Source organism: Spirosoma arboris, assembly GCF_009754945.1.
Classification (GTDB): domain Bacteria; phylum Bacteroidota; class Bacteroidia; order Cytophagales; family Spirosomataceae; genus Spirosoma; species Spirosoma arboris.
On record NZ_WPIN01000054.1, the window covers coordinates 1 to 1,356 of the forward strand.

A 1,356-nucleotide genomic window follows, 5' to 3' on the forward strand; every position below is an offset into this window, starting at 1 on the left:
AGGCTCTAACTATTAATTATCTGACCATGAAATCGCTCTATTGCTTACTGCTAGGTCTATTCCCTTTTGTTTACGGATGGTCTCAACCAACCAATTATGTAGCCAATACGGCCAATCTTAACAAGCCTGGTACTTATAATACACTCGTAGGACCTCAAGCAGGTAATAGCATAACTACTGGTAGGTATAATATCTTTATAGGCAATGCTACGGGCTTAAGCACAACGTACGGTGAGAATAACACCTTTGTGGGCTATCAGACGGGTTTAAGCAATACCACAGGTAACACCAACTGCTTCATCGGCGCTGATGCGGGTAGCTCCAACACAACGGGCAGTGCCAATAGCTTTATAGGCCGATCTTCGGGCGGGATGAATACCACAGGCGTCAATAACTCTTTTCTAGGTGGTGCGGCAGGTTATTACAATACCAGTGGTATCGCCAACAGCTTTGTAGGCTACGTTGCTGGTAATCATAATATCACTGGTTACGCAAATGTTGCCATCGGTTCGTATGCCTCCTTCTCCAATACGACCGGCCACAATAATGTTATGGTTGGCGACTCCGCTGGCCTTAGTAACACGGTCTCTTACAATGTGTTCGTTGGGTCCAAAGCGGGCTATTATACCAATACAGGAGACAACAATAACTTTGTGGGCGCTTTTGCTGGCTATGCCAATACCACCGGTTCGGGAAACAACTTTTCAGGTAACTATGCTGGTTACAACAATACCAGCGGCTCAACCAATAGTTTCTTTGGCTATTCGGCCGGTTATGGCAACACGATTGGTGCAGCCAATACGCTGGTCGGCTGGGGAGCCGGTTCGACCAATCAACGGGGTTCCTGGAACACGGTGGTTGGCTATCAAGCAGGTGGCTCTTTAACGGGGAATAATAACACTTTTTTTGGCTACCAGGCCGGGTTGAACGTAACCACAGGTAGCAACAATATAATCATCGGGCCTAATTCGGGTACAGCGGTTACCACAGGTGATGATAATGTACTAATGGGTTATAATGTACAGGCTGAGGATGGTCTTCACAATGCCACCGCTATTGGGGCTAACAGCCGCGTAGCCGCCAGTAACGCCCTGATTTTAGGTCATCAAGTCAACGTGGGCATTGGCACGTCAACGCCCACTGATCGACTGGAGGTGGTAAGTCCATCGGCAGATAAAAGTGGCATCAGGATGACTAAGCTCACTAAAGCTAGCCCTGCTTGTCTGGCCACCGATCAGTTCCTAACGGTGGATGAACGGGGCGAAATCGTTAAAGCCCGCTATCAACTTCATATCAACAACGCCAGCGAGTGGAGTGACAAGGTATTTGCATCCGGCTACAACCTGCAATCATTGA

1 protein-coding gene is annotated in these 1,356 nt (G+C 48.0%); it reads left to right on the forward strand.

The features are described from left to right. Positions 1–26: 26 nt before the first annotated feature. Positions 27–1,356, forward strand: a 1,330-nt coding sequence (locus GO755_RS40610) for a hypothetical protein (RefSeq protein ID WP_157591162.1), incomplete at its 3' end; no start/stop codon positions are given.